The sequence below is a fragment of the Rhizobium sp. ZW T2_16 genome (assembly GCF_044987325.1).
GTDB classification, from domain to species: domain Bacteria; phylum Pseudomonadota; class Alphaproteobacteria; order Rhizobiales; family Rhizobiaceae; genus Neorhizobium; species Neorhizobium cellulosilyticum.
The window spans coordinates 1-21876 of the sequence record NZ_JBJDRG010000001.1 but is presented as its reverse complement, the minus strand read 5'-3'; the positions used below and the strand labels follow the sequence as shown (position 1 = coordinate 21876).

Here is a 21876-nt window from a genome sequence, read left to right as displayed (position 1 = left end):
AACGGTCACGCCGAGCGGCTAGATCGCGTCTACACCCGTTTCGCCTGTGCGGATACGGATGACCTCCTCGACGTTGGAAACGAATATCTTGCCGTCGCCAATCCGTCCAGTCTGTGCCGCATTTCGAATCGCTTCGATAACGGCTTCGGCATTCTCGTCGGCAAGAACCACTTCCACCTTAACCTTGGGCAGGAAGTCCACAACGTATTCGGCGCCGCGGTAAAGTTCGGTATGGCCCTTCTGGCGACCGAAACCCTTGGCTTCGGTTACCGTAATACCTTGCAATCCGACTTCCTGAAGGGCTTCCTTCACTTCGTCGAGCTTGAAAGGTTTAATGATCGCTTCGATCTTCTTCATGAGAAACTATATCTCCGCTTCTCCCCATGCGCGGGTCGTCGACCCACTCGGCCATGCCAATGCAGATATCGTGCCAAACTAATGTTGGACTTTCAAAAGGATATTCTCATTTTGCACGTATTCCTGTCCGTTTCCATGCCGGAAAGCCTCGCCAGCACTCCATTTTCACCGAATTCGATGTGGAATGACGCCGCACCGGCTCGTTTCGTGATAGAAATGCGAAATTTCGAACGGATACAATCGAAATCGATTTGCACATTAAATGTGCAAATGAACTCTTATTGTTCATTTTGAGATTGGTCAGTTCTGCTTGTATTTTATGCGGGTTTGAGATGAAGTACGGCATGGCCTACCTTCCATCTAATATTCTGCTGACGCCTGAAGAAATGGCGCGCGCCGATCGCATGTCGGCGGAATCGGGGATTCCATCCTTCGGTCTCATGCGGCGTGCCGGTTACGCCGTTGCAGCGACTGCCCTGTCTCATTTTCCTGCGGCGGTGCGTTTCGCCGTTCTCTGCGGACCGGGAAACAATGGGGGAGACGGCTATGTCGCCGCGCGACAGCTTGCGGACGGTGGCGCAGAGATATCGGTTCATGCTCTTGGAGATCCCGATGATCTGAAAGGAGATGCCGCACTGGCTTTCCAATTGTGGGGGGGCAGCGTCGCTCCGCTTCGCGAGTTCCAGCCGCAGCCCGGTGATGTCGTTATCGATGCGCTTTTCGGCGCAGGCCTATCGCGCAAGGTTTCAGACGAGATCGCGGGCGTGATTTCCTCGGTGGAGAGAGCCGGAGTGCCGGTGCTGGCAGTCGATCTGCCTTCGGGTGTCGATGGACGAAGCGGCAAGCCTCTCGGCGCCGCTTTTAAGGCGCATTGCACCATAACCTTCATGACGAGGAAGCCGGGCCATCTCCTGCTTCCCGGAAAGTCTCTCTGCGGAGACATCGAGGTTGCCGACATCGGCATTCCTCGGCGCATTATCGAGGCTGCCGGAGGCTCGATATCTGAAAACGGGCCGCCGATCTGGTCGGCGCATCTGCCGTTTGTCGGTGCTGATAGTCACAAATACCGGCGAGGGCACCTTGCTGTATTTTCGGGAGAGACGTCCAAAACAGGCGCCGCACGCTTGTCGGCAATCGCCGGCCTGAAGACCGGGGCGGGGCTGGTTACGCTAGCGTCACCTGAAGACGCGATGGCGGCCAATGCTGCGCAGCTTACGGCCGTGATGTTGAAAAAGGTCGATACCAACGCAGAATTGAGCGATTGGCTGGAGAACGCCAAACTGTCAGCCTTTGTTCTCGGTCCCGGCTTTGGCGTCGGCAGCCGCGCCCGCGACTTCGTGCTGGCGTTGAAAGACAGCCCGCTTGTGCTGGATGCAGACGGCATAACCTCGTTCAGGGATGATCCTGCCATCTTGTTCGATGCCTTTGAGGATGGCGAGACACACCTGGTTTTGACCCCGCATGATGGGGAGTTCGGTCGCCTGTTTCCCGATATCGCTGCCGACGAGACATTGAGTAAGCCGGATAAGGCATTGAAAGCGGCGCGGCGTGCCCATGCGGCAATCGTCTATAAGGGGGCGGACACGGTTATCGCTTCGCCTGACGGTCGCGTTGCGATCAACACCAACGGCCCGCCATGGCTTGCCACTGCCGGATCCGGCGATGTTTTGGCTGGCATGATCGGCGCTTTTCTGGCACAGGGCCTGCCGGCTTTCGAGGCGGCTGCCGCAGGTGTCTATCTGCACGGTGAGGCTGCCGGACTGGCCGGGCCCTATATGACAGCCGAGGATCTTGCCGGACAAGCAGGCCACGCCATGGCCGACCTTGTGGCCCGTTTTTAGAGCGTTGCCGCGTTTCTTTGAAACGCGAAACCGCTCTATCTACTTCTTTCAACGCAATTCCGGACGCAAAACCGGTTTCCACTTTTGCCGGATTTGCTTTAGCCGATCAGCGCCTGCATGGCCATCGCACCCTGCGGAGCATTCACCTTGCCTTCGTGGATGAAGAAGGCGAACACGTCACGCGGTTCTCTTTTCACCGTCCGTTTTTCATCGACCAGCGGCAAGCTGTTCGGCACGCAACCTTCGGCCCAGGTGGTGAGCCTCTTTGCCCATTCTTTCATGTCTCCATCGGCATAACAGGTCGGAATATCGTCCGAGCCCTTCTGCAAGCGCGCATAAACGAAATCGGCAGTGACATCGGCGATCATCGGATAGTCGAAATGCTCGGCGCAGACCGGTGCAATATTGTAGTTTTCCAAAAGCGCCACGAATTCCGGCACCTTGAAGCTATCGTGGCGAACCTCGACGACATGGCGCAGTGGCAGGCCCTCCAGCTTTTCCGGCAGCAGCTTCAAAAACGCCTCGAAATCTTCAGGCTCGAATTTTTTGGTCGGCGCGAATTGCCAGAGCAGGGGGCCGAGATGGTCTCCCAGCTCAACCAGTCCCTGCGTCAGGAATTTCTCGATAGACTCGCCAGCATCCGCCAGAACCTTGCGGTTCGTGGTGAAGCGGCTGGCCTTGAGCGAGAATATAAAGCCGTCCGGCACTTCCGAAGCCCATTTGGCAAAGGTCTCAGGTTTTTGCGAACCGTAATAGGTGCCGTTGACCTCGATCACCGAGAGCTTGCTCGCGGCATATTCCAGCTGCCGTTTCTTAGCGAGCTTTTCGGGGTAGAATGTGCCCTCCCAAGGCTCGAAGGTCCAGCCGCCGATACCGCTGCGGATCGTACCACTCTTGCTCATCTTCCCTCCTGATGGCTGCCTGCGTTACTCTGCAGCCTCGACCTTTTTCGCCGGGCGCCGTTCCAAAAGCTCTTTGAGGAAATGACCGGTATAGGACCGCTTCTCCTTGACGATCTGTTCTGGCGTACCCTGTGCGACGATCTCACCGCCGCCGGTGCCGCCCTCGGGACCGATGTCGATGATCCAGTCGGCCGTCTTGATGACTTCGAGATTGTGCTCGATGACCACGACGGAATTCCCCTGGTTGACCAGTTCCTGCAGCATTTCCAGCAGTTTGGCGACATCATGGAAATGCAGGCCGGTGGTCGGTTCGTCGAGAATGTAGAGCGTGCGGCCGGTAGAGCGTTTCGACAGTTCCTTGGCGAGCTTGACGCGCTGCGCTTCACCACCCGACAGCGTGTTCGCTTGCTGGCCGACCTTAATATAGCCGAGGCCGACATCGAACAGCGCCTGCAGCTTGTCTCGCACAGCCGGGACTGCCGAGAAGAACTCGACCCCTTCCTCGACCGTCATGTCGAGCACGTCGGCAATCGACTTGCCCTTGAAATGCACGTCGAGCGTTTCGCGATTGTAGCGCTTGCCGTGACAGACATCGCAGGTGACGTAGACGTCCGGGAGGAAGTGCATCTCGATCTTGATGACACCGTCACCCTGGCAGGCTTCGCAGCGACCACCCTTGACGTTGAACGAGAAACGACCGGGCGCATAACCGCGTGCCTTCGCCTCCGGCAGGCCGGCGAACCAGTCACGGATCGGCGTGAAAGCGCCTGTGTAGGTGGCCGGGTTGGAGCGCGGTGTGCGGCCGATCGGCGACTGGTCGATATCAATCACCTTGTCGATATGCTCGAACCCGTCGATGCGGTCGTGTTCCGCCGGGATTTCGCGCGCGCCCATCACACGGCGGGCAGCCGACTTGTAAAGGGTCTCGATCAGGAAGGTGGACTTGCCACCGCCCGACACGCCGGTAACCGCCGTGAAAACGCCGAGCGGCACCGATGCCGTGACATTCTTGAGGTTGTTGCCGCGAGCCCCGACGACCTTGATCTCCTTGCCCTTCTTCGGCTTACGGCGCTCGGCCGGAACGGCGACGCCGAGTTCGCCCGACAGGTATTTACCGGTCAGTGACTTGGGGTTCGCCATGACTTGCTGCGGCGTACCTTCGGCGACCACAGTGCCGCCGTGGATGCCGGCGGCGGGGCCGATGTCGACGACATAATCGGCCGTCAGGATCGCATCCTCGTCGTGTTCAACGACGATAACCGTATTGCCGATATCACGCAGGTGCTTCAGCGTTTCGAGAAGCCGGGCATTGTCGCGCTGATGCAGGCCGATCGACGGTTCGTCGAGCACGTAAAGCACACCGGTCAGACCCGAGCCGATCTGCGAGGCAAGCCGGATGCGCTGGCTTTCACCGCCCGATAGCGTCCCTGAATTCCGCGACAGGCTGAGATAATCGAGCCCGACATCGTTCAAAAACTGCAGGCGTTCGCGGATCTCCTTGAGGATCCGCACCGCGATCTCGTTCTGCTTGGTGTTAAGGTGCTCGGGCAGCGCCGAAAACCAGTCGCGCGCAACCTTGATCGACATTTCCGTCGTTTCGCCGATATGCAGCTTGTTGATCTTCACCGCCAACGCTTCCGGCTTGAGCCGATAACCGGCGCAGGCCGGGCAGGGGGCCGCCGACATGTAACGCTCGATCTCTTCGCGCGCCCAGGCGCTGTCGGTCTCCTTCCAGCGACGCTCGAGGTTCGGCACAATGCCTTCGAAATTCTTGACCGTCTTGTAGGAACGGGCGCCGTCGACATAGTTGAACTCGATCTTCTCCTCGGTGCCTTTGAGGATCGCCGCCTGCGCGTCGCTGGAAAGATTGTCCCAGCGGTCGGACAGCTTGAAGCCGAATACCTTTCCGAGGCCTTCAAGCGTCTGATTATAATAGGGTGAAGAAGACTTGGCCCAAGGCGCGATCGCGCCGTCACGCAACGTGCGCGCCGGCTCCGGAACGATGAGATTCTCGTCTACCTTCTGCTGTGAACCCAAGCCGTCGCATGTGGGGCAGGCGCCGAAAGGGTTGTTGAAGGAGAACAGTCGGGGTTCTATTTCCGGAATTGTGAAGCCGGAAACCGGGCAGGCGAACTTTTCCGAAAACAGCACGCGCTCATGGGTTTCGTTGAGCGATTTGTTGGCCGAACCGCCGGCAGCTGTTTCGTTTGCCGGCAGCGGCTTGTCGGCAAATTCTGCGACCGCGAGACCGTCGGCCAGCTTCAGCGAGGTTTCAAGACTGTCTGCCAGTCTTGCACCAATATCCGAACGGACGACCAGACGGTCGACCACGACATCGATATCGTGCTTATATTTCTTGTCGAGGGTAGGCACATCGGCGATTTCATAGAACTGGCCGTCGACTTTCACGCGCTGAAAGCCCTTCTTCATCAGTTCTGCGAGTTCCTTCTTGTACTCGCCCTTACGGCCGCGGATCAGCGGCGCGAGGATGTAAAGGCGCGTGCCTTCCTCGAAGTCAAGCACGCGGTCGACCATCTGGCTGACCGTCTGGCTTTCGATCGGCAGACCGGTGGCGGGCGAATAGGGAACACCGACGCGCGCAAAAAGCAGACGCATATAGTCGTAGATTTCGGTGACCGTGCCGACCGTCGAGCGCGGGTTGCGCGACGTCGTCTTCTGTTCGATCGAGATCGCCGGCGACAGGCCTTCGATCTGGTCGACATCCGGTTTCTGCATCATTTCCAGAAACTGGCGGGCATAGGCCGACAGGCTTTCGACATAACGGCGCTGGCCTTCCGCATAGATCGTGTCGAAGGCAAGCGAGGACTTGCCCGATCCGGAAAGGCCGGTCATCACGATAAGCGAATTGCGGGGCAGGTCGAGATCGACGCCCTTCAGGTTATGCTCGCGCGCGCCGCGAATGGAAATGGTCTTGAGTTCGCTCATCGTCATGCCTTTGGAGAGGCCCATCTGGGAGGATTTGAAGGCCCTTATGTAGTCATTGATCCGCGCCTGTCGAGGCGAAACTGCCGCAATCGGCTGCGGTTCCGACTCCGTTGACAGGAGTATAGGAATAAAATAGAACAAATAAAGAACAAAATTATCTTCTTCGAGAAAAGCCGGAACTTGATTTTGTGGAGAGGGAACTTTGCCTGTGGATGAGGGATAGGGGGGAGGTCGCGCCTTGCCCGGCCTATGGTCTATGGTGAACGGATTGGATTTAGGCCGCGGTGGCGGCAAAGTAAGGTGAGAAGATTATGGCAGGTAGCGTCAACAAGGTCATTCTGATCGGCAACGTGGGTGCAGATCCGGAAATCCGTCGGACCCAGGACGGCCGTCCGATCGCCAACCTTCGCATCGCGACGTCGGAAACCTGGCGCGATCGCAATTCCGGCGAGCGCAAGGAAAAGACCGAATGGCACACCGTCGTCGTCTTCAACGAAGGCCTGTGCAAGGTTGTCGAGCAGTATGTAAAGAAGGGTGCCAAGCTCTATATCGAAGGCGCGCTGCAGACCCGCAAGTGGCAGGACCAGAGCGGCAATGACCGTTATTCGACGGAAGTCGTGCTGCAGGGCTTCAATTCAACGCTGACCATGCTCGACGGTCGCGGCGAAGGCGGCGGTGATCGCGGCGGCTTCGGCGGCGGTCGCGGCGGCTCGAGCGACTTCGGCGGTGGCGGTGATGACTTCGGCGGCGGTTATGGTGGGGGCGGCAACGACTACGATCGCCCGCGCTCTGGCGGCCAGGGTGGCAATCAAGGTGGCGGGCAGGGCGGTCGTGGCGGTCAGTCGGGCGGCGGAAACTTCTCCCGCGATTTGGATGACGATATTCCGTTCTGATCAGAGGCGCCGCAAGGCGCCTCTTTCATGAGCGCTGCAATATAAAGGATCGAAGACTATAAATGAGCGACGCCGGCAATATCACCAGACAGCCCGCAACATGGCGGATCGTTCTCGCTGCCATCCTGGATTTCTTCACGATTTTCTGGGCTTCCGGATTTCTGGTGGCATCGATTTTCGGAGGTCGCACAGATGGTGGTTTCGCACTTGACGGATGGCCAGCGCTTTTGTGTTTCGCGCTGATCGTCGCCTACTTTGTCGTCTTCAACAAATTCCTCGGTGGAACGATCTGGAAGCGGATCCTGAAGGCAAAGCGGACCGATCGCTAAGGACGTCTCTATAGGCGACCGTCGCCTTTTGTCGCCGCCTCGAGCGTTGCTATCAATACGTCCGATTGCGAGAGAATGCCGGCCATTTTCCTGTTTTCCGCGACCACCGGCAGATAGTGCAACCCCTGCTCCGCAAACATGATGATCGCATCGGAGAGTGACGCGTCAGGGCGGATCGTTTTGACGGGGGACGTCATGATGTCCTTAACCGTCCCATTGGCCGCCGAGGCGCCCTGTGCAATCAGCCGCAAACGGTGACGAAAACCGATTGTCGGCTCTCCTTTTATCCAGTTGGGCTTGTCAAGAAAGTCGGTCTGGGTAATGATCCCGACGACTTCGGCTGCATCATTGGTGACTGGCAGTGCCTTCAGGTGACGGCTGCGCATGATGACGTGGGCATTGCGCAAGCTCTCATCCGGTGCCACCGCAACGACATCCCTGGACATGATTTCCTTGCAGGTCAGATCGCCTGCCCGGCGGCGATAGGAGCGCAGCTCGGTGCGTCTCAGGATGGATTCGAGATCATCCCGATCGATATCGAGAAATGCATCATAGTCCTTCAGCACCTCGTCCAGATCGTCCGAAGAAAAACCAATTCGTTGGATGGGCGCTGGATCCCTGGTTCGGTGATCGACTGGAGCAAGGCTTGCTCGATGCGGATATCTGCGGCCGGTGACATTGTTGTAAAGCAGTGCGAGAGCAAGCAGAGCCAAAGAATTTCCAAGAACAGGCCATATGACGAAGGTGTAACCGAGATCGTGGATTGAAGGCCCTCCGAGCACGGCGGTCAGTGCGATTGCGCCGCTCGGCGGGTGAAGGCAGCGAAGCGTCATCATCAGTCCGATGGCGATGCCGATCGCCAGCGCCGCTGCAACGAATGGATCGGCAACCAGCAGGCTCACCGATACGCCCGTGATAGCAGCCACCGTATTTCCACCAAGGATCGACCATGGTTGGGCGAGGGGACTGGCCGGGACGGCGAACAGCAATACGGCTGAAGCCCCCATCGGCGCAATGAGCGCGGGCAGGGCAGGGTCAAGGCCGACGGCGAGGCCTGCGACAAGCCCTGCGACAAGCCCGGTGATCAGTATTCCCAAAAGCGCACCCGACGAGGCGCGTAGCCGCTCCGTTTTGCTGACGAGCTGAGTATCGGGCAGCATCCGGCGCAGCATGGACAACATCGATATTTCCTTCAGTCAGACAATTGCGTCGCCGGAATCTTTGGCGGCGCCTGCTTCTATCAGAAGCAACTGATTTGTCGTCTGTCAAAAGACCGATGTCGGCAGTTCACAGATTGAAGGCTGCGCGAACGCCATCCACCACGAATTGCACGGAGAGTGCGGCCAGCAACACACCGAGAAGTCGGGTCAGGATCGCGCGGCCGGTAACGCCGAGAATGCGGTCCAGCCGTTCGGCAAGCAGAAGCGTCACATAGAGAATAAGCATCATCAGTGCGATGACGGAGATCAGAAGCGCGCGGTCAAATGGGCTCGTGAACGTGCCGGCAAGCAGAACCGTGGCGGAAATTGCGCCGGGGCCGGCAATCAGCGGGATAGCCAGAGGAAATACGGCAAGGTCCCGGATATGGTCGATGGTGATGGCCGCCTGCGAGGTCTTTTCCTTGCGCTCCTGCCGCTTCTCGAAGACCATTTCAAAGGAAATCCAAAACAGCAGCATGCCACCTGCTATGCGGAACGCTCCCATCGAGATGCCGAGCAGGCCGAGCACGCCGGCGCCGAACAGCGCGAACACGGTCAGGATGCCGAAGCCGATGATCGAGCCGCGCAGGGCCACCTGCTTGCGTTGTACAGCCGTCATGCCGACCGTAAGGCCAAGGAAGACCGGGGCGAGGCCGGGTGGGTCCAGCGTCACCAGCATTGTCGTCATTGCGTTGATCAGCGCATCGGCCGTCGCCATGTATAATTTCCCCGATAGGTCGAGTTCCTTGCGAACACGATGGATGATTGTTAGGACAGTCCCGGCTTAACGGGAAGTCAGGACCTTTGCCGCGCTTGCGGTGATGGACAAAGTCTTGCCTTGAATGGCGTCGAAAGCTGTTCAAAACCCTCGCGGAAATTGGCGCTCGTTACCTCTTTCCGTTATAAAAATGCAACTGATTCCGTACAGAGATCGTGATCCGATTTGACTGAGCAAAGCACACCCGGCGGCGGAAAGCTGCCCCCAGGCATCGAACCCATTTCCATCATGGAGGAGATGCAGCGCTCCTATCTCGATTACGCCATGAGCGTCATCGTCAGCCGCGCCCTTCCTGATGTTCGTGACGGCCTGAAGCCGGTCCATCGCCGCATTCTCTACGGGATGAACGAGCTGGGGCTCGACTGGAACAAGAAATACGTCAAGAGCGCCCGTGTCACCGGTGACGTGATGGGTAAATACCATCCGCACGGCGACTCGGCGATCTATGACGCTTTGGCCCGTATGGCGCAGGACTGGTCCTTGCGCATGCCGCTGATCGACGGTCAGGGCAATTTCGGCTCGATCGACGGCGATCCGCCGGCGGCCCAGCGCTACACCGAGTGCCGTTTGGAAAAGGTGGCGCATGCGCTGCTCGACGACCTCGACAAGGAAACAGTCGATTTCCGCGACAACTACGACGGCACCATGTCGGAGCCGGTCGTGGTTCCGGCCAAGTTCCCCAACCTGCTGGTCAATGGCGCAGGCGGCATCGCCGTCGGCATGGCCACCAATATCCCGCCGCACAATCTTTCGGAAGTCATCAACGGCTGTATCGCGCTGATTGATAATCCGGCGATCGAGCTGCCCGAGATGATGGAAATCATCCCCGGTCCGGATTTTCCGACCGGCGCAATGATTCTCGGCAAGAACGGTATTCGCTCGGCTTATGAGACGGGCCGCGGCTCGGTCATGATGCGCGGCCTTGCCACGATCGAGCCTATGCGCGGCGACCGCGAGCAGATCATCATCACCGAAGTTCCCTATCAGGTGAACAAGGCTACGATGATCGAAAAGATGGCCGAACTGGTCAAGGACAAGCGCATCGAGGGCATTTCCGACCTGCGCGACGAGTCTGACCGCCAGGGCTACCGCGTCGTCATCGAGTTGAAGCGTGACGCAAACGCTGACGTCATCCTCAACCAGCTTTACCGCTACACGCCGCTGCAGACCTCTTTCGGCTGCAACATGGTGGCGCTGAACGGCGGCAAGCCGGAACAGCTGACGCTGCTCGACATGCTGCGCGCCTTCGTGTCCTTCCGTGAGGAAGTCGTCAGCCGCCGCACGAAATACCTGCTGCGTAAGGCCCGCGAACGCGCCCACGTCTTGGTCGGTCTCGCCATCGCCGTCGCCAATATCGACGAAGTCATCCAGCTGATCCGTCGTGCACCCGATCCGGCAACGGCCCGTGAGCAGTTGATGACCCGCCGCTGGCCGGCACATGACGTGGAATCGCTGATCCGCCTGATCGACGATCCGCGCCACAGGATCAACGAGGACGCGACCTACAATCTTTCCGAAGAGCAGGCGCGTGCCATCCTAGAACTGCGTCTTGCCCGCCTGACCGCACTCGGCCGCGATGAAATCGCCGACGAGTTGAACAAGATCGGCGCCGAGATTTCCGATTATCTCGACATCCTGTCGTCGCGGGTTCGCATCCAGACCATCGTCAAGGATGAGCTCGCAGCCGTCCGTGACGAATTCGGCACGCCGCGCCGCACCCAGATCATGGATGCCGGCCTCGACATGGACGATGAAGACCTCATCGCCCGCGAAGACATGGTCGTCACGGTATCGCATCTTGGCTATATCAAGCGCGTGCCGCTTGCGACCTATCGCGCCCAGCGTCGTGGCGGCAAGGGCCGCTCCGGCATGGCGACGCGTGACGAGGATTTCGTCTCGCGCCTGTTCGTGGTCAACACCCATACGCCGGTTCTGTTCTTCTCTTCGCGTGGCATCGTCTACAAGGAAAAGGTCTACCGCCTGCCGGTCGGCACGCCGCAATCGCGCGGCAAGGCGCTGATCAACATGCTGCCGCTGGAACCCGGAGAACGCATCACCACCATCATGCCGCTGCCCGAGGATGAGAATTCCTGGGAAAACCTCGACGTCATGTTCGCGACAACGCGCGGTACGGTTCGCCGTAACAAGCTGTCCGATTTCGTTCAGGTCAACCGCAACGGCAAGATCGCCATGAAGCTCGAGGAAGAGGGTGACGAAATCCTCTCCGTCGAGACCTGCACGGCGCCGAACCATGATCTCGCCATTCCGGGTGATGACGTGCTTCTGACGACGGCACTTGGCCAGGCAATCCGCTTCCCTGTCGATGAGGTCCGCGTGTTCGCCGGCCGCAACTCGATCGGTGTCCGCGGTATCAATCTGGCCGATGGCGACCGCATCATCTCGATGACCATCGTCAACCATGTCGATGCTGAGCCGTGGGAGCGTGCTGCCTATCTGAAGCGCTCCGCCGCAGAACGTCGCGCTGCGGGTGTCGACGAGGAGGATATTGCTCTGGTCGGTGAGGAAGTCACCGAAGAGGGACAGCTCTCCGATGAACGTTACGAATACCTGAAGTCCCGTGAGCAGTTCGTTCTGACCGTGTCGGAAAAGGGTTATGGCAAGCGTTCATCCTCTTACGACTTCCGGACCTCGGGCCGTGGCGGCAAGGGTATCCGCGCCACCGACACGTCCAAGACCGCGGAAATTGGCGAACAGGTTGCGGCCTTCCCGATCGACGAAGCAGACCAGATCATGCTCGTTTCCGATGGCGGTGTTCTGATCCGCGTTCCGGTAAACGGCATTCGTATCGCCAGCCGCGCGACAAAGGGCGTCACGATCTTCTCGACCGCCAAGGATGAGAAGGTGGTTTCCGTCGAGCGTATCAGCGAGCCGGAAGGTGACGAGGAAAATGGCGTCGAGGGCGAAGAGGAAAACGGCATCGATGCCGCAGGCACCGCTTCCGCCGAAAATCCGGCGCCGGAAGGTGATGATAGCGGCGCGTGATGCGCGCCGTTTGATCCCAACTTGAAGTCAGATACGAAAAAAGCCGGAGAACATGTTCTCCGGCTTTTGAATTTTAACTGTCTGACACTCTGTGGTGACTTGTGACCTCTGCAGCGCCTGAGGTGAGGTTTCAATCAAAAGGCGCTGTGTCTGCGAGCGAAATCCTCAATGTCTCCGCGCGGGCGGTGAAGCGCGGAAACCATCAGAGTCACTGACGCGATACACAGACTGCTGATCAGAACTGCAAGAATTGCTAGAGTGTCGAACATGACCTGCCTCCGAGGGTCAGGCCCGTTCGGCCTGATTAATAGTAGGAAACGTCCTGATAACGACCCGACATCTGCGAGTAGTTCATCTCCGACGGATCGGACTTGTTCTGGTAAAGGGTTACCGTCGCGGTCAGCATGACTGCGATCATGGACGTCCAGACGACATTGATCATGGTGACCTTGTCGAGCGCCATCGGGTTCCGCTTAAACATATCCGCATTCCTTCTTAACTGGCCCGGCGCATCAAGCACACACGGGTTCCACCGCATTTTGAGAGAAACTTAACTGAACGCCTCTGAAGCCTGCCTGAAAGGGCTGTTCATCTGGCGTTCATCTTTTGCATTTGTCAGGCGTCGTTCTGTTCCAGGGCGAAAAGGGCGCCTTCGATGAGAAACGCAGCAAGAACAGCACCAAGAACGACCATAACCAGCATTTTTCTCTCCATGATCGGGCAGGAAGCCCTGCCGCTGATGTGGAGTAAAACAAACTGCCGCTGAAACGACCTTGAATGGCCCGTTCATCTTGCATTCACGGCATCGATAGCCTCTGACCCTTGCAGACGAGGGGGCGACGTGACAAAAGGCCGGGGAATCTTAATCGGCAAAGTCAGGGGCTGGGCCTAGGCATGACGACCGCTTTCTATCCCGGATCCTTCGATCCGATGACGAACGGGCATCTGGATGTTCTGGTTCAGGCACTGCAGGTCGCTGACCGCGTCATCATCGCGATCGGCGTTCATCCCGGCAAGACACCGCTGTTTTCCTTCGAGGAACGGGCAGAACTGATCCGTGCGTCGCTCAAGGAAGCGCTGCCGGAAAAGGCTGCCAATATAGATGTCGTGTCCTTCGACCGCCTCGTTGTAGATGCTGCCCGCGCAAATGGTGCAAAACTTCTGATCCGCGGCCTGCGTGACGGGACGGATCTGGACTACGAAATGCAGATGGCCGGCATGAACCGCCAGATGGCGCCTGACGTTCAGACTGTCTTCCTGCCGGCAGGCACCGCGTCGCGGCCCATAACCGCCACATTGGTCCGTCAGATCGCGGCCATGGGCGGCGATGTGGCCGCTTTTGTACCGCCAACCGTGCTCGCGGCCTTGAAATCGAGATTTGCTCGCTGATTTGTTCAGAAACACGGAGTTTCCAATGAAATTGCTTCACTCTGCCTTTGCCTGTCTGGTCGCCTTCGCATCCATGGCGGGTGCCGCCTATGCTGACGATCTCCTGACTATCCAGTTGAAGGACGGTCCGGTCGTCATCAAGCTTGCGCCGGAAGTTGCGCCGAAGCACGTTGCCCAGATAGAAGCGCTCGCCTCCAAGGGCGAGTACGACAACGTTGTCTTCCACCGCGTCATCGATGGCTTCATGGCCCAGACGGGCGATGTCGAATTCGGCAAGCAGGGCGGTGCGAAATTCAACCCCAAGCGTGCCGGCATGGGCGGCTCCGAGATGCCGGATATTCCGGCGGAATTTTCGAAGGTCCCGTTCAAGCGCGGCACCGTCGGTATGGCGCGGTCTCAGAGCCCGAACTCGGCCAATTCGCAGTTCTTCATCATGTTTGACGAAGGTGCTTTCCTGAACGGCCAGTATACGGTCGTCGGTCAGGTCCAGTCGGGCATGGAATTCGTCGACAAGATCAAGCGCGGCGAGGGCGGCAATGGCGAAGTCAGCAACCCCGACAAGATGATCAAGGTCACGGTCACCAAGAAGTAACGGCACAAAGCCGCGATTTTCCACTAGAAGAAAGCCCGAGAGGCAAGCAAGGAGATACACATGGCGGAGATCAAGGATCCCGAAAACACCCTCATCATGGAAACCACCAAGGGCAAGGTCGTGATCTCGCTTCTGCCGGACCTCGCTCCGGGCCACGTTGCCCGCATCAAGGAACTGGCTCGCGAAGAAGCCTATGACGGCGTAGTCTTCCACCGCGTCATCCCGGATTTCATGGCACAGACCGGCGACGTCAAGTTCGGCAAGAAGGGCGGCGAAAGCTTCAACCCGTCGCGCGCCGGCATGGGCGGTTCCGAAAAGCCGGACCTGCAGGCTGAATTCTCGGCTGTTCCGCACGTTCGCGGCACCTGCTCCATGGCCCGTTCGCAGAACCCGAACTCCGCCAACTCGCAGTTCTTCATCTGCTTCACCGACGCTCCGTGGCTGAACAAGCAGTATTCGGTCTGGGGCCAAGTCATCGAAGGCATGGACATCATCGACCAGATCAAGAAGGGCGAGCCGGTACAGGATCCGGATTCGATCGTCTCGGTCCGCGTCGCAGCCGACGTTTAAGTCGAGCTTTCGCCTTTGGCCCGCTCCGTTCCTTTAAAGGACGGGGCGGGCTTCCGCATTTCAAGAACAGGCCCGAAACTACACCATGCGTGTCGAACTTTTCGATTTCGATCTGCCGGAAGAAAACATCGCTCTGCGGCCCGCAAACCCGCGTGACAGCGCGCGTTTTCTCGTCGTGCGCCCGGATGCCGACCTGGTTCTCGCGAATCACCGTGTTTCCGAACTGGCGGACTTCTTGGAACCCGGCGATGCGCTGGTGTTCAACGATACCAAGGTCATTCCGGCGCAGCTCGAGGGCATCAGGCACCGCGAAGGCGCGGGCGGCCAGCAGGTTTCGGCAACGCTGCATATGCGCAGTGAGCCCGATGTCTGGAAGGCATTCGCCAAGCCCGGCAAACGCATCAAGATCGGTGATCGTATCGAATTTGGTCACTCGGCGGAGACATGTCAGCTCGGCTCGTTGATGGCGACGGTGGAAGAGAAAGGCGAGGGCGGTGAGGTTACGCTCCGCTTCGATCTTTCCGGCACGGCGCTCGACGAGGCGATCATGTCCGTCGGCCATATCCCGCTGCCGCCCTATATCGCCGCCAAGCGTGCGGAGGATGCAAAGGATCGGCAGGATTACCAGACCATCTATGCCCGCGAGGACGGAGCCGTTGCGGCCCCCACCGCCGGCCTGCATTTCACACCTGATCTTTTCGCGAAGCTCGATGCCGCCGGCATCGAACGGCATTTCGTCACGCTGCATGTCGGCGCGGGCACCTTCCTGCCGATGAAGGTGGATGATACGGTCGACCACAAGATGCATCAGGAAATCGGGTATGTGAGCGCCGAAACTGCTGCAAAGCTCAACGCCGTGAAGGCGAGGGGCGGGCGCATCATCTGTGTCGGCACGACCTCGCTGCGGCTGATCGAAAGCGCCGCCGTCGATGGCGGCACGATCGAGCCGTGGAGCGGCCCGACCGGCATCTTCATCACACCCGGCTACCGCTTCAAGGCGGTGGACATGCTGATGACCAATTTCCACCTGCCGAAATCCACCCTGTTCATGCTCGTCTCGGCCTTTTGCGGCCTGGAGACGATGCAGGACGCCTATGCCCATGCCATCAAGACAGGTTATCGCTTCTATTCCTACGGCGATTCCAGCCTGCTATTTCGGAAAGACTAGATGAGCACCGAGAATTTCCAGTTCACCCTGAAGAAGACCGACGCCGGCGCGCGCCTTGGCGAAGTCTCCATGCCGCGCGGCACGATCCGTACTCCCGCCTTCATGCCGGTCGGCACCGTCGGCACGGTCAAGGCGATGTATCTCGACCAGGTCAAGGACACCGGCGCCGATATCATCCTCGGCAATACCTATCACCTGATGTTGCGCCCCGGCGCTGAGCGCGTCGCGCGCCTCGGTGGCCTGCACAAGCTGATCCGCTGGGATGGTCCGATCCTAACGGATAGCGGCGGTTTCCAGGTCATGTCCTTGTCCGGCCTGCGCAAGCTCGACGAGAAGGGCGTCACCTTCAAGAGCCATGTCGATGGTTCGCTGCACCATATGTCGCCGGAACGCTCTATCGAGATCCAGGGTCTGCTCGGTTCCGACATCCAGATGCAGCTCGACGAATGTGTGGCACTGCCGGCCGAGCCGCAGGAAATCGAACGCGCCATGGAACTGTCGTTGCGCTGGGCCGAGCGCTGCCGCGTTGCCTTCGGCGATCAGCCGGGCAAGGCGATGTTCGGAATCGTTCAGGGCGGCGATCAGCCGGCCCTGCGCATCCGCTCCGCCGAAGGCCTGAAGCAGCTAGATCTCAAGGGCTATGCTGTGGGTGGTCTGGCAGTCGGCGAACCGCAGGATGTCATGCTCTCGATGCTGGAAACGACGCTTCCCGTTCTGCCGACCGAAAAGCCGCGTTACCTGATGGGCGTCGGCACGCCGGACGATCTTCTAAAGTCCGTTGCCCGTGGTATCGACATGTTCGACTGCGTCATGCCGACCCGCTCCGGCCGACATGGTCTGGCGTTCACCCGCCGCGGCCGCGTCAACATCCGCAATGCCCGCCATGCCGAAGACATGCGCCCGCTGGACGAAGAGTCCAACTGCCCGGCCGCACGTGATTATTCCCGCGCCTATCTGCATCACCTCATTCGCTCCGACGAGGCGCTGGGCGGCATGCTGCTCTCCTGGAACAACCTGAACTACTATCAGGACCTGATGAAGGGCATCCGCCAGTCGATCGAGGAAGGTCGGTTCGCCGACTTCTACGCCGAAACCCAGGAAAACTGGGCCAAGGGCGATATCGCCCCACTCTAAGGAGTTTTGTCGGCGTGAGCGGAGAGAGCGAGCAGGATCAGGCAATCGTTGTCACGCCACGCATGCTGGCTTGGGCGCGCAATTCCGCCATCTATCGGCTGTCGCGCAGGATGATGTCCGAACGCGAGCTGGCCGACGCCATCAAGCGAAAGGCCAGGCAGAAGTTCGAGGATATTTCCGACGAAGACCTGCAGATCTTGGCTGCGGCCGCGCTCGAATGCGGCCGTACACTGGGCTGCCTCGATGATGCGAATTATGCCGAGACCAAGGTTCGTTCGGGCGTGCGGACGGGGCGCTCACGGCGCATGCTGCAACGAAAGCTGCAGGAGAAAGGCATAACCTCAGAAACCGCTGCGGTCGCCCTTGAAGATGCCGACGATCTCCAGGCCGCGCTCGCCTATGCGCGACGCCGCGGCTTCGGGCCCTATCGGCGCGAGCACGCCGATGAAAAGCGGATCCTCAAGGAATTGTCTTCACTCGCGCGTAACGGCTTCGGTTCCGATATAGCCCGGCGCGTTATCGGTCTCAGTCGAGAGGATGCGGACGAGATGTTGTCGGCCGCGCCGCTTTAGCAACGGTTTCTCGTCAGATGCCGGTGCTCGTTGAGTTTTTCATCATCCTGACGCCATTCACCTTGTAGGTGCCGTCGTCCATCAGCCGCATTTCGTAGATCGCGGTCCAGTCCTTGCCGCCCGGCCCGGTGATCATCACCTCCTGAAACACCATCTCGCCGCCGCCGACCAGTTTAGAGCGGCCGAAGGCATAGTTTCCTGCGTGATAGACTGCCTCGTAATTTTTCTGCACCATAGTCAGGAATGCATTCTCGTCGGGATACATCATCCGGATATCGGGGGAGGCGTATGAATAAGCCTTCTCCGCATCGTCCCGCATCAGCGCCCTTATTTGTTCCGAAATCACCGACTGGGCCTGCAATGCAGGGTCCTCGGCATGGACGACAGGAGGAGCGACAAGCACCAGAGTAGCAACCAGCGAAGCAAAGCGAGCGACCATCAGACGTTCTCCAGCAAGAAGATTGATGGTAGCGCGTTTCTGACCGCTGAAAAGATGGGCATGCGAATTTTATCGGCAGATCGCGTAATTGAAGCCGGCTGCTTTGTAATGCAGGGCAGGGTCCTGTCATACGCGCTTGTTGTTCCCGTGACCTTTTGCGACGAATGCCGTGCCTGATTCGATCGGATACCCTTTATGACTCTTCTGCCCCCGGCCTTGCTCTATTTCAGCAATGCCATTCTCTTCATTTCACTGTTCACCCGCCTGCCTTCCATCCAGGAAACCCTTCAAGTCGACAAGGCGGTGCTCGGCCTCGCGCTGCTCAGCGCTCCCATCGGAACCTTTCTTGCCCTGCCGATCGCCGGCCGCATCACCGATCGCCTGACGCCGCGTCTGACCGCCGTCACCATGCTGCCGATCGTTGCGCTTTTGAGCCCGCTGCTGACGATCTTTCCGCTGCCGGGTTTCATCTTTTGTTTCTTTCTTTTCGGATTTTTCCGTACCATTTTCGACGTCGCGGCAAACATGATCTCCGCCGGCATCGAGGCGCGCACGGGCGTCAAGGTCCTCTCCCGCAGTCACGGTTTCTGGTCGGTCGGCCTTCTGGTCGGCTCGCTTGCATCCGGTTTTCTGGCGGAGGAGGGGATTTCCCCGACAATCCAGCAGAGCATGGCGGCTGCGCTTGTTCTTCTTGCCTGTCTCACGGTCTTCCTGTTGACGCCCGCCGACCCGCCGGCCGTACCCACGACAAAACGTCGCTCCGCCTATGTCCTGCCGGATCGCACTATCCTGCTGATCTGCGTCATGGTCTTCGGTCTCTGCATTGTCGAGGGCGCGATTTATGACTGGGGCATCTTCTTCCTGCGTGAGGAATTGCGCGTAGACCCGGCGCTCGCCGGCACGCTCTACGCCGCATTCACCATCGGCATGGGCCTGACCCGCATGATGGGCGACATGCTGCGCGATCGTTTTGGCGCGCTGGCTCTGATCCGCATGTCGGCAGTGACGGTCGCGGTCGGCATCGTGCTTCTGGTCTCGTCTCCATCCTACATATATGCGGGCGTGGCACTCTTCCTGATTGGCTGCGGTATCGCTCTGGCCTTCCCGCTGGCAGTTGCCACCACCATCGCGCTCGGCAAGGGCCAGCCATCGGAAAACCTGGCGGCTCTCGCCCTGACCTTGATGTTGTCCACCATCGGCGTTCCACCGCTTCTCGGCTTCATTGCCGAGCATGTGAGCCTGACCGCGACTTTCCTGGTGCTTCTGCCCTGCGTTTTCATAAGTTTCCTGATGGCACCGGTTGCGGAAGGTAAACGCCCGTTTCGCTTCAGAAAACAATAATTGTGGGCAAAGCCGGGCAGGGTGGGAAGCCGCCCATAATTGGCCATAAGAATGGGTAAGGGGTTGAGCCATCGAGGCTTAACGCTTACGACTAAGATTGCTCCAAGCATGACATGCCGAAGACAGGTGACGCTCCTTGATCGACCCCTATGACATTCTGGGCCTTTCGCGAGACGCAGATAACGCGGCGGTAAAATCCGCCTACAGGAAGCGTGTGAAAACGGCTCATCCGGACGCAGGTGGCGACCAGGAGGCTTTCGGCGACCTGAAGCGGGCTTATGAACTGCTGCTCGATCCCGTGCGCCGCAAGGTTTTCGACGATACCGGCTATGATCCGGAACTGGCGGATACCAGGGACCTTCAGGGGCTCGTCATTCTGGAAACGCTCGTCAACGAGATGATCCTCGACGAGCGCGAGCCTGGTTCATTCGATCCCGTCGCCTCCATGCGCCGCAAGTTGACCGACCGGATCGTCAGCGCACGTTTCCATATCCTGGAAATGGAACGGCATCGCGCCCGCATCCGCAATCACATGGACCGGATGGGCCGCAAGCCCGGAACCGACGTGCTGGGGCGCATGCTGAAGGCGCGTTGCGAGACGATCGGCGAGGCGATTTCGAAGTCCGAAGCCGAGATCAAGACGATCGAACAGGCCTATGGCATGCTCGACGGTTATGCCTACGAGCTCGAAATTCCCGAAATCCAGGACGCCGCCGAATAAGTTCGGCAGCCTCATCCAGCTTTTAAACTGAATTCCGGAGACGATTGATGTCACTCTCTATTCGCCCCGCCACGCGTGGTGATGCCGCAACCCTGCTTGGCTTCATTCGCGAACTTGCGATCTATGAAAAAGCCGAGCACGAAGTGGCAGCAACCGTCGAGACGATCGAACAGTCGATCTTCGGTCCCCGCTCGGTGACGCAGGCGCTGATCTGCGAAAAGGACGGGCAAGCGATCGGCATGGCGATCTGGTTCTTCAACTATTCCACCTGGCAAGCCCGCAACGGGTTGTATCTGGAGGACCTCTATGTGACGCCCAGCGCGCGAGGTTTTGGAGCCGGCAAGGCATTGCTGCAGCGACTGGCCCAGATTGCACTGGAAAATGGCTGCGGCCGTTTCGAATGGAGCGTACTCGACTGGAACGAACCGGCAATCAAGGTCTATGATGCCATCGGTGCCGAACCGCAAAATGAATGGATCCGCTACCGGCTCGCCGGAGATGCGTTGACCGCTCTCGCCGAAAAGCGGGCAGGGCCTTAAGCCTCTGCCTCACGCGATCCGAGGAGACATGCTCAAAAACACGACTTGCATCGCTTTTTCGAGTATGCCGCGGCTTTAATACAATTGTTTTTAACGGGAGATTTCGGCCGACATGACGTGATGTTGCAAGGCTCGCTCTCTCGCGGACGCAGGATTTCAGACGGTCCTAAAATCCCCGTCGTCACGGGGTAGGTGGCCGCCCGGCGTCAGATCGTCGATCGCACGCGGCAGATCCTTGCTCAGGCGCGCGAGGATCTCTTCTCGCGAAAGGCCGGTCTTCGTCGAAAGCTCTTCGAGCACGTCGGGTCCGATTGCCTGTTCGAGTTGAACGTCGTCGATATCCTCGTTAGCGCCTGGATTTACCCAGGATTCGGCCTTTTCTCCAAGCCCGTTCTGCTGGAACGTCTTCAACAGATCGCCCAGACCGCCGCTGAGAATCCCGCCGGACGCAAGTCCGCCAAGAAGGCCGCCCAAGCCACCGAGCCCACCGGCACCGCCGCCGCCGGCTAACTTGCCGAACAGATCATCGAGTCCGGCCGTCTGAGGCTGTGGCGATCGACCATCCGGTTGCGCGATATTCGGATCTCCAGCCTGAGGGTTCTGTATTCCGCGCAGCATTTCCGCGATCTTGTCTCTGTTCTGATATCCGGCGACCGCAAGAACGCCGAGCAATGCTTTCAATTGACCACTCACCATAGCTCTTTCCTCCATTTTGCGAGCCTCACGAGCGAGGCGCTGACGAGTTCAAAATCATCAGGTTTGAAACGCCGGTTTGCAACGAATTGGCATGCACGACTTAAACAAGCAGAGTTAGCCAATCCGAACATCAGTTCAGCAGAACAAAGGTCAAACTGGCCACTTGGTCATTTAGGACAGGCTTATATATTTTCCATCGACTGGACGAAGTTTGTCTGAGTTCCCGAATTCATCGGGCAGGGCGAAGGCTGCGACAAACGAGTTAGGTTAAACGTAAAGTGCAACACGGAGAGAATGTCTTCGTCGCACTTCATCCTTGAACCCAGCCTAGCCACATACGATGTGGCGGCAAGGTTGAAATGTCCGACGATTTGCAAAATAGAAATGTCCAACTGATCGCCATACGGCACACCGACCAGCCCCGATCTGAGCGGCTGATCCCGCTTGCAAGATCAGATCGGGGCGGG

The 21876-nt window shown here is 58.8% G+C and carries 21 protein-coding genes; 13 read left to right on the top strand and 8 right to left on the bottom strand.

Features of this window, described 5'->3' with window-relative positions:
* Positions 1-18: 18 nt before the first annotated feature.
* The gene (locus tag ACI3K0_RS00105; RefSeq protein ID WP_003515720.1) at positions 19-357 is read right to left on the bottom strand and encodes a P-II family nitrogen regulator; all 339 of its coding nucleotides are present in this window, start codon (positions 355-357) and stop codon (positions 19-21) included.
* Between the two features lie 344 nt (positions 358-701).
* Here ACI3K0_RS00105 and ACI3K0_RS00100 point away from each other — a divergent pair, with 344 nt between their 5' ends.
* Complete coding sequence (locus ACI3K0_RS00100; RefSeq protein WP_183821668.1) at positions 702-2198, top strand: NAD(P)H-hydrate dehydratase; 1497 nt, start codon at positions 702-704, stop codon at positions 2196-2198.
* Between the two features lie 98 nt (positions 2199-2296).
* Here the strand turns inward: ACI3K0_RS00100 and ACI3K0_RS00095 are convergent, their stop codons facing one another.
* Together ACI3K0_RS00095 and uvrA are read right to left on the bottom strand one after the other, a co-directional pair.
* Positions 2297-3100 carry a DUF72 domain-containing protein gene (locus tag ACI3K0_RS00095; RefSeq protein WP_183821669.1) on the bottom strand — a complete coding sequence of 268 codons (804 nt, stop codon included), beginning with the start codon at positions 3098-3100 and terminating at the stop codon, positions 2297-2299.
* Between the two features lie 24 nt (positions 3101-3124).
* On the bottom strand, positions 3125-6046 hold the full coding sequence (gene uvrA / locus ACI3K0_RS00090; protein WP_183821670.1) for an excinuclease ABC subunit UvrA: 2922 nt from the start codon (positions 6044-6046) through the stop codon (positions 3125-3127).
* 311 nt (positions 6047-6357) lie between these two features.
* Between uvrA and ACI3K0_RS00085 the strand changes: the two genes are divergently transcribed.
* Positions 6358-6939: a single-stranded DNA-binding protein gene (locus tag ACI3K0_RS00085; protein WP_183821671.1), complete on the top strand. Its 582-nt coding sequence runs from the start codon at positions 6358-6360 to the stop codon at positions 6937-6939.
* A gap of 62 nt (positions 6940-7001) precedes the next feature.
* On the top strand, positions 7002-7268 hold the full coding sequence (locus ACI3K0_RS00080) for a hypothetical protein (RefSeq protein WP_183821672.1): 267 nt from the start codon (positions 7002-7004) through the stop codon (positions 7266-7268).
* 8 nt (positions 7269-7276) lie between these two features.
* On the opposite strand, the gene ACI3K0_RS00075 is transcribed toward ACI3K0_RS00080, so the two are convergent.
* Together ACI3K0_RS00075 and ACI3K0_RS00070 are read right to left on the bottom strand one after the other, a co-directional pair.
* Complete coding sequence (locus ACI3K0_RS00075; protein ID WP_183821673.1) at positions 7277-8449, bottom strand: HPP family protein; 1173 nt, start codon at positions 8447-8449, stop codon at positions 7277-7279.
* A gap of 106 nt (positions 8450-8555) precedes the next feature.
* The gene (locus tag ACI3K0_RS00070; RefSeq protein WP_183821674.1) at positions 8556-9185 is read right to left on the bottom strand and encodes a MarC family protein; all 630 of its coding nucleotides are present in this window, start codon (positions 9183-9185) and stop codon (positions 8556-8558) included.
* A 225-nt stretch (positions 9186-9410) separates the two neighbouring features.
* Between ACI3K0_RS00070 and gyrA the strand changes: the two genes are divergently transcribed.
* Positions 9411-12248 carry a DNA gyrase subunit A gene (gene gyrA, locus ACI3K0_RS00065; RefSeq protein ID WP_183821675.1) on the top strand — a complete coding sequence of 946 codons (2838 nt, stop codon included), beginning with the start codon at positions 9411-9413 and terminating at the stop codon, positions 12246-12248.
* 304 nt (positions 12249-12552) lie between these two features.
* On the opposite strand, the gene ACI3K0_RS00060 is transcribed toward gyrA, so the two are convergent.
* The gene (locus ACI3K0_RS00060; protein ID WP_183822475.1) at positions 12553-12729 is read right to left on the bottom strand and encodes a hypothetical protein; all 177 of its coding nucleotides are present in this window, start codon (positions 12727-12729) and stop codon (positions 12553-12555) included.
* Between the two features lie 413 nt (positions 12730-13142).
* Between ACI3K0_RS00060 and coaD the strand changes: the two genes are divergently transcribed.
* The 6 genes from coaD to ACI3K0_RS00030 all read left to right on the top strand — a co-directional run bounded on the left by coaD (position 13143) and on the right by ACI3K0_RS00030 (position 17673).
* Complete coding sequence (gene coaD / locus ACI3K0_RS00055; RefSeq protein ID WP_183821676.1) at positions 13143-13637, top strand: pantetheine-phosphate adenylyltransferase; 495 nt, start codon at positions 13143-13145, stop codon at positions 13635-13637.
* Between the two features lie 25 nt (positions 13638-13662).
* Positions 13663-14229, top strand: a complete 567-nt coding sequence (locus ACI3K0_RS00050; protein ID WP_183821677.1) for a peptidylprolyl isomerase — start codon at positions 13663-13665, stop codon at positions 14227-14229.
* 60 nt (positions 14230-14289) lie between these two features.
* A complete protein-coding gene (locus ACI3K0_RS00045; protein WP_148144361.1) occupies positions 14290-14799 on the top strand; it encodes a peptidylprolyl isomerase in 510 nt (169 codons plus the stop codon).
* 85 nt (positions 14800-14884) lie between these two features.
* Positions 14885-15967, top strand: a complete 1083-nt coding sequence (gene queA / locus ACI3K0_RS00040) for a tRNA preQ1(34) S-adenosylmethionine ribosyltransferase-isomerase QueA (RefSeq protein WP_183821678.1) — start codon at positions 14885-14887, stop codon at positions 15965-15967.
* Positions 15968-17101, top strand: coding sequence for a tRNA guanosine(34) transglycosylase Tgt (tgt, locus tag ACI3K0_RS00035; RefSeq protein ID WP_148144363.1), 1134 nt, complete (start codon positions 15968-15970; stop codon positions 17099-17101).
* Between the two features lie 14 nt (positions 17102-17115).
* Positions 17116-17673, top strand: a complete 558-nt coding sequence (locus ACI3K0_RS00030) for a regulatory protein RecX (RefSeq protein ID WP_404944763.1) — start codon at positions 17116-17118, stop codon at positions 17671-17673.
* 13 nt (positions 17674-17686) lie between these two features.
* On the opposite strand, the gene ACI3K0_RS00025 is transcribed toward ACI3K0_RS00030, so the two are convergent.
* The gene (locus tag ACI3K0_RS00025) at positions 17687-18112 is read right to left on the bottom strand and encodes a DUF4864 domain-containing protein (RefSeq protein WP_148144364.1); all 426 of its coding nucleotides are present in this window, start codon (positions 18110-18112) and stop codon (positions 17687-17689) included.
* A 195-nt stretch (positions 18113-18307) separates the two neighbouring features.
* Between ACI3K0_RS00025 and ACI3K0_RS00020 the strand changes: the two genes are divergently transcribed.
* The 3 genes from ACI3K0_RS00020 to ACI3K0_RS00010 all read left to right on the top strand — a co-directional run bounded on the left by ACI3K0_RS00020 (position 18308) and on the right by ACI3K0_RS00010 (position 20713).
* On the top strand, positions 18308-19453 hold the full coding sequence (locus ACI3K0_RS00020; protein ID WP_148144365.1) for an MFS transporter: 1146 nt from the start codon (positions 18308-18310) through the stop codon (positions 19451-19453).
* A gap of 136 nt (positions 19454-19589) precedes the next feature.
* On the top strand, positions 19590-20174 hold the full coding sequence (locus ACI3K0_RS00015; RefSeq protein ID WP_183821679.1) for a J domain-containing protein: 585 nt from the start codon (positions 19590-19592) through the stop codon (positions 20172-20174).
* A gap of 47 nt (positions 20175-20221) precedes the next feature.
* A complete protein-coding gene (locus ACI3K0_RS00010) occupies positions 20222-20713 on the top strand; it encodes a GNAT family N-acetyltransferase (protein ID WP_183821680.1) in 492 nt (163 codons plus the stop codon).
* 156 nt (positions 20714-20869) lie between these two features.
* Here the strand turns inward: ACI3K0_RS00010 and ACI3K0_RS00005 are convergent, their stop codons facing one another.
* Positions 20870-21409, bottom strand: coding sequence for a YidB family protein (locus ACI3K0_RS00005; protein WP_183821681.1), 540 nt, complete (start codon positions 21407-21409; stop codon positions 20870-20872).
* Between the last annotated feature and the right edge of the window lie 467 nt (positions 21410-21876).